At 72.7% G+C, this 8,591-nt stretch carries 9 protein-coding genes and 1 pseudogene; 3 read left to right on the top strand and 7 right to left on the bottom strand.

Going from position 1 to position 8,591, the window contains the following annotated elements:
• A pseudogene (locus tag VIU94_RS11325) lies at positions 1-266 on the top strand (hypothetical protein); the annotation flags it as partial.
• A 7-nt stretch (positions 267-273) separates the two neighbouring features.
• Here VIU94_RS11325 and VIU94_RS11320 read toward each other — a convergent pair.
• The 3 genes from VIU94_RS11320 to VIU94_RS11310 all read right to left on the bottom strand — a co-directional run bounded on the left by VIU94_RS11320 (position 274) and on the right by VIU94_RS11310 (position 2,359).
• The gene (locus VIU94_RS11320; RefSeq protein ID WP_331910278.1) at positions 274-621 is read right to left on the bottom strand and encodes a hypothetical protein; all 348 of its coding nucleotides are present in this window, start codon (positions 619-621) and stop codon (positions 274-276) included.
• A 110-nt stretch (positions 622-731) separates the two neighbouring features.
• Positions 732-2,069, bottom strand: coding sequence for a hypothetical protein (locus VIU94_RS11315; RefSeq protein ID WP_331910276.1), 1,338 nt, complete (start codon positions 2,067-2,069; stop codon positions 732-734).
• Positions 2,070-2,173: 104 nt separating this feature from the next.
• Positions 2,174-2,359, bottom strand: coding sequence for a hypothetical protein (locus VIU94_RS11310; protein ID WP_331910274.1), 186 nt, complete (start codon positions 2,357-2,359; stop codon positions 2,174-2,176).
• 247 nt (positions 2,360-2,606) lie between these two features.
• On the opposite strand from VIU94_RS11310, the gene VIU94_RS11305 reads away from it, so the two are divergent.
• Complete coding sequence (locus VIU94_RS11305) at positions 2,607-4,634, top strand: HelD family protein (protein WP_414720927.1); 2,028 nt, start codon at positions 2,607-2,609, stop codon at positions 4,632-4,634.
• Here VIU94_RS11305 and VIU94_RS11300 read toward each other — a convergent pair.
• The 4 genes from VIU94_RS11300 to VIU94_RS11285 form a co-directional block, all read right to left on the bottom strand.
• A complete protein-coding gene (locus tag VIU94_RS11300; RefSeq protein ID WP_331910272.1) occupies positions 4,631-5,320 on the bottom strand; it encodes an esterase/lipase family protein in 690 nt (229 codons plus the stop codon). The two genes, VIU94_RS11305 and VIU94_RS11300, sit on opposite strands and share 4 nt — an antisense overlap.
• 99 nt (positions 5,321-5,419) lie before the next feature.
• Positions 5,420-6,304 carry an aminoglycoside phosphotransferase family protein gene (locus VIU94_RS11295; protein WP_331910270.1) on the bottom strand — a complete coding sequence of 295 codons (885 nt, stop codon included), beginning with the start codon at positions 6,302-6,304 and terminating at the stop codon, positions 5,420-5,422.
• Positions 6,305-6,397: 93 nt separating this feature from the next.
• Positions 6,398-7,096, bottom strand: a complete 699-nt coding sequence (locus tag VIU94_RS11290) for a copper homeostasis protein CutC (protein ID WP_331910268.1) — start codon at positions 7,094-7,096, stop codon at positions 6,398-6,400.
• Positions 7,097-7,151: 55 nt separating this feature from the next.
• Positions 7,152-8,087, bottom strand: coding sequence for a DUF8832 domain-containing protein (locus VIU94_RS11285; RefSeq protein ID WP_331910266.1), 936 nt, complete (start codon positions 8,085-8,087; stop codon positions 7,152-7,154).
• A gap of 215 nt (positions 8,088-8,302) precedes the next feature.
• On the opposite strand from VIU94_RS11285, the gene VIU94_RS11280 reads away from it, so the two are divergent.
• Complete coding sequence (locus tag VIU94_RS11280; protein ID WP_331910264.1) at positions 8,303-8,590, top strand: heavy-metal-associated domain-containing protein; 288 nt, start codon at positions 8,303-8,305, stop codon at positions 8,588-8,590.
• The last annotated feature ends 1 nt before the right edge of the window (position 8,591 follow it).

The following is an 8,591-nucleotide window of genomic DNA, read 5'->3' as shown; positions in this document are numbered from 1 at the left end:
AGGTGCGGGTCAGCCGGACGCCGGGCCAGGACTCGATGGGCGCGGCCGCCTCGCCCCCGTCCGCCCCCGCCGAGCCCGACGCCGAGCTGCGCTTCGTCAGCCGGCTGCGGGACCTGCTCACCTCGACGGCGGGCGCGGTCGACATCCTCGACGCGGCCGCCCTGGTCGAGGCCCGCCACCCCGGTCTCGCCGAGATCCTGCGCACCTGCGGCGCAGGGCGCACGGACGAGGCCGTGGCCCTGGTACGCCGCCTGACCCCGCCCTAGGAGGAGGTCAGTCCATCAGCGCGAGCACCGGGGCGATCACGGCCATCGTGTACTGGAGCGCCACCGCGTACTTGCGCGCACTGTAGGCGAGGGCCGCGCGCGGCGCCGCGGCGGCGGCCAGGCCGATCACGCCGCCGATGCCGACCGCCCAGAGACCCGCCGCGGACGCGGAGCCGGCCACGCCGTCGCCGCCGATGGAGTCGTTCAGAATCGCGACGACGGTGAGGACGAAGGAAACGAGGAGCGCCAGGAGGCCGACGAGCGCGAGGACGCGCAGCGCACGACTGGAGGGCGAGGTGGGCTCGGGGCCGTCGTGGTCGTGGGCGGGCGTCGCGTTCTGGTCGTTCGTCGTCATGCCCCGATCACATCACTCGGGGCGGACAGCGGGATGGGCCCGGGTACTCAACCCGGGCCCATCCCGTACTCAGCTACCCAGCGGTCCAGCCCGAAGGCCGGACCCGGCCGTCAGACGGCCGGGTTCAGGACCAGCTTCGCCTGGTGGTTCGCGGGGTTCGGGTCGAACGGGAAGGCGGTGCCGTACGGCGGCTTCAGCGTGATCGCGCCCTTCGCGCCGGTGATCACGGTGTCGATCCGCAGCTCGAACGGGAACGTCACGGTCTGCTTCTCGGCCACCCAGATCGGGAGCTGGCACAGGTAGCGCGGCGCGCCGGTGCGCACCTCGTTCTCCCACCAGCCGCCGTCCGCGGTGCGCGGCTCGCAGGCGTCCGGCACGGTCGTGGCGGTGGCGCCCCGCGGGATCGTCACGTCGACCGAGCCGACCGGGTCGCCGGAGCCGAGGTTGGCGACCCAGGCCGGGCCGCGGTTGCGGAAGGTCACCGGGGCCTGCACGGTGGCACCGGCCTCGGCGGTGAGCCGGGCGCCGCGGATCGCGAAGTCCGCGGTGTTCGTGACGCCGATCGAGGCGACGGTGCCGTTGTTCCCCTGGTCCAGCTCCTCGGCGCCGCCGCCGGCGCGGGCGCCGATGTCGATCCGCTCGGCGAGCGCGTACGAGGCGACCTTCGCCTGCAGCGCCGACGGCAGGGCGAACGAGCCGCCCGGCTCGACGACGTCGGCGAACGCGCAGTCCACCTTGGTGAGCGCCTTGATCGCGCCCTCGCCCAGCGGCGTGCTGGTGCACTGCGGGGCGACGGCGCCGATGTCGAGGCCGCGGGTGACGTACATGGTGACGTCGACGCCGTTCGCCGGCTCGTTGCCGTTGTTCACGACGGAGACCGGCACCGGCACGGTGCTGCCCGGCGCGACGCCGGTCACCGGCGCGACCTGGGTCATCACGAGGTCGGGGCCGGAGGCGACCCGGACCGTGGTCTGGCTCTCGTACGCGGTGAGGGCGCCGCCGGCGCTGGTCTCGGCCTGCCCCGTGTACGTGATCTGGCCGCCGGCGCCGGTCTCGGCGCCGGCCGCCGCGCGGACCTTCAGCTCCACCGGGGTCTCGCCGTTCAGCGGCACCTCGGGGAACGAGCAGACGGCGGTGGTCCCGGCCGGGGCGCAGTTCTCCGGCCAGGTGACCTCAGCGACGCCGGTCAGCCCGGAGACGTCGACGGTGAGCTTGCCGTCGGTCACGCGGTAGTTGGCGTTGTCGTGGTACAGGCCGAGGGCGACGGTGCTGACCGGGGCCTGGCCGCCGTCGACGGCCTTGGGCAGTACGAGCTCCCAGGGCGACACGATCCACAGCTGGTCGCTGTCCGCGGCGGCGGGCACGGCGGCCATGCCGACCGTGACCAGACCGGCCGCGGTGACGCACGCGGCGAGCCGTGCGACGCGGCCGGCGGAGGGCTTTCTCATGATCTCTTGTGTTCCTCTACTACTCCGGGGGGAAGGGCGGTGCGAACAAGAGACCGATGAGGGCGGGCGGGGGTTGTACGCCGCCGGGGATCAGCCGCCGGGGATCAGCGCACCCGGGCCGCGTACGCGGGACGCGGGTCGCGCACGCCGGCCTCGGGAGGCCCGTACTCGCCGAGCAGCGCGACGCCGACGGCCGCGCCGCCGTACGCGCGTATCGCACGCAGGGCGAGGCCGAGACGGCGGGAACGGGGGATGGTGCCGGTCGCGGGGGTGAAGGTCGCTGCGGTCATGTTTCCATGATGGATTTCGGACATATCGAGCACATCGCCCTGGGGTCGGAGCCGTGGTCCGTCGCACGTACGACCTGGGAGGGGTGCGGTCCCCTACGGGTCGTACGCCTGAAAACCCGTTCGCCGCCACCCCCACCCCCCGGCTACACTCGTCCGCTTCCCCGCCTCCCTCCGTGGAGCGCCGCCGTCCGGTCGGAAACCGGCGGCCACCTCGACGTGTCCGCGTACCCGACCCGGAGGCTTCACCGTGTCCGCACCCGACCCGCTCGCGCGCGAGCGCGCCCACCTGTCCTCGTCCCGCGCCGCGCTGCGCGCGATGCGCGAGGACGTGGAGGCGCTCGACATCAAGGACGTCACCGCGAACTGGGTCAACTCCGTCGTCCTGGGACGGCAGATCGAGGAGCGGATCAAGGCGCTGGCCGACCTGTCCCACACCCCCCTGTTCTTCGGCCGCCTCGACTACCTGCACACCACGCAGGAGGGGCAGAGTTTCTACATCGGCCGCCGGCACGTCCACGACGCCGCCGGCGATCCGATGGTGATCGACTGGCGCGCGCCGGTCTCGCAGCCGTTCTACCGGGCGTCGAAGAAGGACCCGCAGGACGTGGGGCTGCGGCGGCGCTTCGGCTACACGGGCGGCGAACTCACCGCGTACGAGGACGAGCACCTCTCCGACCCGGCCGAGGCAGAGACGACGTCGAAGCTGCTCCAGGCGGAGATCGAGCGGCCGCGCGTCGGCCCGATGCGGGACATCGTCGCGACGATCCAGCCCGAGCAGGACGAGATCGTGCGGTCCGACCTGTCCGGCACGGTGTGCGTGCAGGGCGGGCCGGGCACCGGGAAGACGGCGGTGGGCCTGCACCGCGTCGCGTACCTGCTGTACGCGCACCGGGAGCGGCTGGCGCGGACCGGGACGCTGGTGATCGGCCCGAACCGGTCCTTCCTCCACTACATCGAGCAAGTGCTGCCCGCGCTCGGCGAGTTGGAGGTCCAGCAGGCGACGGTGGACGACCTGGTCGGGCATGTCGAGGTGCGCGGCGAGGACGCGGCGGCGACGGCCGTGGTGAAGGGCGACGCGCGGATGGCGCAGGTGCTGCGCCGCGCGGTCCGCGCGCACGTCACGCTGCCCACGGAGCCGCTGATGGTGGTGCGCGGCTCACGGCGGTGGCGGGTCCCGGCGTACGAACTGGAGGAGATCGTCCGGGAGTTGCTGGACCGGGACATCCGGTACGGGGCGGCCCGCGACGCCCTCCCACAGCGCATCGCGCACGCCGTGCTGGTGCGGATGGAGCAGGCGGGCGAGGCTCCGGACGACCGGGTGCAGGACTCGGTGGCGCGCAACGCGGCGGTGAAGGCGGTCGTCAAGGAGGTCTGGCCGCTGGTCGATCCGGCGAAGCTGGTGCTGCGGCTGCTCGGCGACGCGGAGTTCCTGGCGGAGCACGCGGCGGGGCTCCTGACGGAGGACGAGCAGAAGCTGCTGCTGTGGACGAAGCCGTACCGGAGCGTGAAGTCGGCGAAGTGGTCGGCGGCGGACGCGGTGCTGATCGACGAGGCGAAGGACCTGGTGGAGCGCACGCACTCGCTCGGCCACGTGGTCCTCGACGAGGCGCAGGACCTGTCGCCGATGCAGTACCGGGCGGTGGGGCGACGCTGCACGACGGGCTCGGCGACGGTGCTCGGCGACCTGGCGCAGGGCACGACGCCGTGGGCGACGGAGAGCTGGGCGCAGGCGCTGGGGCACCTGGGGAAGTCGGACGCGGTGGTGGAGGAGCTGACGGCGGGCTTCCGCGTGCCGCGCGAGGTGATCGCGTACGCGTCGAGGCTGCTCCCGCACATGTCGCCGGGCCTGGCGGCGGTGAGCTCGGTCCGCGAGAACCCGGGCTCCCTCACGATCCGCAGTTCCTCTTCCCCGGACGAGGACGTGGTGGCGGCGTGCGTGGAGTCGCTGGAGCGCGAGGGCTCGATCGGCCTGATCGCGGCGGACGCGCGGATCGCCCCGCTGGCGGAGGCACTGGAGGCGGCGGGCCTGCCGTACCTCTCCCCCGGCGAGGAGACGACGACGGAATCCCGCCTGACCCTGGTCCCGGCGTCCCTGGCCAAGGGCCTGGAGTACGACTACGTGGTCCTGGACGAGCCGGCGGCGGTGGTGGACGGCGAGCCGGACGAGCGCACGGGCCTGCGACGGCTGTATGTGGCGCTGACGCGTGCGGTATCGGGCCTGACGGTGATTCATTCGGCCCCGCTGCCGGAGCAGTTGGACGGTCCTGGACTCTAGGAGCGAAGGAAGTTCCGCACGCCCTGGGAGACCGAGTCGTCGCCGAGGAAGTCGTTGTGCTCGATGCAGCCGGCGGCGTTGTTGGCGGCGCCGGTCAGGGGCACGCTGCTGTCGGGGTTGATGACCTCGTCGCAGTTCGACCACCAGGTGGCGTACCGGACGGCCCCGGGCGTCTCGTCGCCCTCGGCGAGCTTCTTCTGGACGTAGGAGTCAGGGGACATGTCCCGGCAGGCCTGGTCCCACAGGGCGCAGGCCCAGGCGGTGGTGGTGCCGTGGTTGGGACCGGCCAGCGAGACCCAGTGGGCGACGGACGACTGACCGGCGCCGTCGAACTTCACGTACCAGCGCGTGACCAGGCTGCCGAAGGAATGCGCGACGAGGTCGACCCGGCTCGCCCCGGTCCGCCGCTTGACGTCCTCGACGTACGCGGCGAGCCGGCCGGAGAGGACCTCGTTGACGGACCGGTGGGTGTCGTACCCGAAGGAGAACAGCTCGGCGTCGCTGTACCCGTCGGCCAAGAGGTCCGCGCGGAGGGCGCCCCACACGCCGGGGTCGGCGTTGTAGCCGTGCACGAAGACGACGGGGGTACGGGCGGGCGCGGCCTGGGCGGCCGGGGCGGGGAGAAGCAGGGCCACGAGGACGGCAAGCAGCGGAGCGATCCGAACGACGCCACTGAACCTCAACACGCTTCCCCCTGACAGGTGTTACGCACGAGTAGTCAGAGGCATGATGGGGCTGGGGGCGAGGAAAGACCACCCCCGTGCACGGATGCACACACAGGCCTCTTACGCGTACTCGGCGAGGGCCTGGGCGAAGGTGCGGCGGGCGATGGAGGCGAGAACGGGGTTCACCGGGTTCACCACGCGGTAGTAGTGATCGGTCACCACACCCCAGCACAGCGCCCACCCCCGCCCGCGGTCCCAGGTCGCGTCGTCGACCTCGGCGGCCTCCCGGAACAGGGGCCGCGTCTCGGGCGTGAGCAGGGTCCAGGCGGCCATCATGTCGCAGGCCGGATCGCCCGTACCGATCCCACCGAAGTCGATGACGGCACTGAGCCGCCCCGCGCGGGTGAGCAGGTTTCCGGGCAGCAGGTCACCGTGTACCCAGACGGGTGGGCGTTCCCACTGCGGAAGTCGCAGCACGGACTCCCAGGCGGAGGTGGCGAGTTCGCCGTCGAGCGACCCCTCGGCGGCAAGGGCGTGGACGGCGCCCGCCATGTGCTCCCCGCCCCACTCGGTGACGTGCCCGCCCCGGAAGGACTTCGGCCCGCCGCTCGCGTCGACGCGCCGCAGGGCGGCGCCGAACCGCCCCAACTCCACGGCGGCGTGCCCGAGATCGGCGATCGGCTCATCAAAGGCATTGCCCCCGTCGAGCCACCGGTAGACCGACCAAGGCAGGTCGAAGCCCTCCCCGGGAGTCCCCTTCCCCACCGGAACCGGCACGGGCATCGGCAGATGCGGCGCGATATGCGGCAGCCAGCGCTGCTCCTTGCCGATGGAGCGGGCGGTGTCGGCGGTCTTGGGCAGCCGGACCGCGAGGCTGTCGCCGAGCCGGTACATGTCGTTGTCCGTACCCGCCGACCGCACGGGCGTGACGGAAAGCTCCGCCCACTGCGGGAACTGGGCGGCGATCAGACGGCGTACGAGGGCCTCGTCGGGGGATGACTGCATGGCGGGGAGGATAGCGAGCCCGGCGATCACGCCGCCACGGAATTCGGCGAGGCGGCACCGCCGTCCGGCACAGCGCGGCGGCCACCGCCCCGGTTACGCGTCCACCGCCTCCCGCCAAGTCCGTACCGCCTCCGTCGAGACCGGGGCCGTCCAGCCTCGGGGGCGGGCTGCGCCGCCGATGTGGAAGGCCGTCAGGGTGGCGGTGCGGAGGGTGGGGAGGTGGTCCAGGCGGAGGCCGCCGCCTACCAGGATCTGGGGCTCGTAGCCGGGTTCGCCGGTGTGGGACGCCTCCGCGACGAGGGTACGCAGGCCGTCGTCGACGCCCGTCGGTGCGCCTGCCGTCAGGTACGTGTCGAGGCCCGGCAAGTCGGCGAGGAGTTTGCGCGCGCCGTCTCGGTCCGCCGCTCGGTCGATCGCCCTGTGGAAGGTCCAGCGGCAGCCGTCGATCACGGTCAGCAGGCGTTCCACCGTCACCAGGTCCGGCTGGCCGTCCTCCGTCAGGAAGCCGAGGACGAACTCCTCCGCGCCCGCTTCCCGCAGCTCCTCCGCCCGGCCCACCAGCGCGTCGATCTCCCGGGGGCCCCCGGCCGCGAAGCCGTCCCTCAGCCTGAGCATCACGCGCAGCGGGATGTCCACCGCCGCGCGGACGGCCGCGAAGCGCTCCTTGGAGGGGGTCAGCCCGTCCGCCGCCATGTCCGTGACCAGTTCGAGGCGGTCCGCCCCACCGGCCTGGGCCGCGACCGCGTCCTCCTCGTCGAGGGCGATCACCTCCAGCACTGCACGGTCGCTCACGAGCCCGTTCCTCCCAGAATGCGGCTACAGGTCTAGTCCAATGTCCGCGACCAGACTAGCCGTGCGCGTGCCCTCCCGCATCGTGCCCGGCCTCACCCGTTCCGGCGGAGCCGCTTCCCGCCCGCACCGTGAACGCCGCCGTCCGCACCTTCCCTTCGTGCTGGAAGTCCAGGAAGAGCCGGTACGCCCCCGCGCTCGGCGCGGTCGCCGTGAACGAGACGTCCGGGCCGGGCCCGCCCTCGTTCGGGTGGACGTGCAGATACGCGAGGTCGCCCTCGCGGAGCGCGACGAGGTGCCCGTACGCCCCGAGGTACGGCTCCAGGTCCGTCACCGGCTTCCCGCCCTTGGTGACGGTGAGCCTCAACTCGCCGGGCTTCCCCGGGTCCAGCGTGCCGCCGAGCCGCACCTGGTAGCCGTCCACCGTGGCCGTCGGAGCGGCGGCCGGCAGCGGCTGCGGCGCGTACGCGCCCGGCACCGAGACGTCCGCCCCGAGCGTGACCGCCTTCGCCCCCTTCGCCGCCGGCGTGAAGTCCGCGAAGGCCTTGTACGCGCCGGCCGCCGGCAGGTCCGCCGGCGTCGACCACGTCCCGTCCGCCGCCCGCACCGGGTGCAGGTGACGGAAGACGGTCAGATCGCGGGAGGCGACGATGAAGTGCAGCTCCTTGCCGTGCTCCGTCTTGTACGCGGTGACCTTCTTGCCGCTCGCATCCTTGATCGAGAACGTGAGCACCCCGCCCCCCGCCGCCGGCCTCGGCGTCTCCAGGGCCAACGTGTAGCCGTTCTCCGAGACCTGCAGCCCGCCCGCGGCGGGTGCGGCGGCCCCTTCCTCCGCGGCGCCCGCTTTCCCGTGCCCCGCATGCCCGGTCGCCTGCGCGTGCTCCGCCTTCCTCGGCTCGCCCACGGGGCCGACGCCCTTGCCCACCCCGTACGCGGTCCCGAACGTCGCGGCGAGCGCGGCGGCGAAGGCGGTGATCTTCACTCCGGTATTCATGGCAGCTCTCCCGTTCCGGTGGCCTCGCATGGCCTCCCATGGCATTCAATGCACCTCACCATACCCCTAGGGGGTATCAAGTCAAGTCACGGAAGGGGTTGCGGGCGGTACGGGAGGGGGGTATACATAGATCCGAAGTCGATACCCCCCTAGGGTATTGGCGATCGAAATTCACCGACCGGTATCCACAGCCGATCCATACAAGGAGAGACACCATGCCGTCGTCCTGCTGCACCCCCGACGGAAGCTGCTCCACGAACGCCGCCACGGTCGCGACCGCCGTCGCCGAGAGCACCGTCACCACGTACCGCGTCTCCGGCATGAGCTGCGGTCACTGCCGGACCGCGATCACGAACGCGGTCGGCGCGCTCGACGGCGTGATCTCCGTCGAGGTCGACATCGCCGGCGGCCTGGCCACCGTCACCACCGGCGGCGAGCCCGACGACGCGAAGATCGCCGACGCGATCGACGACGCGGGCTACGAGGTCACCGGCCGCGCCTGAC

Origin of the sequence: Streptomyces sp. (assembly GCF_036566765.1) — a bacterium.
Taxonomy (GTDB): Bacteria; Actinomycetota; Actinomycetes; order Streptomycetales; family Streptomycetaceae; genus Streptomyces.
This window is presented reverse-complemented; position numbering and strand designations above follow the sequence as displayed.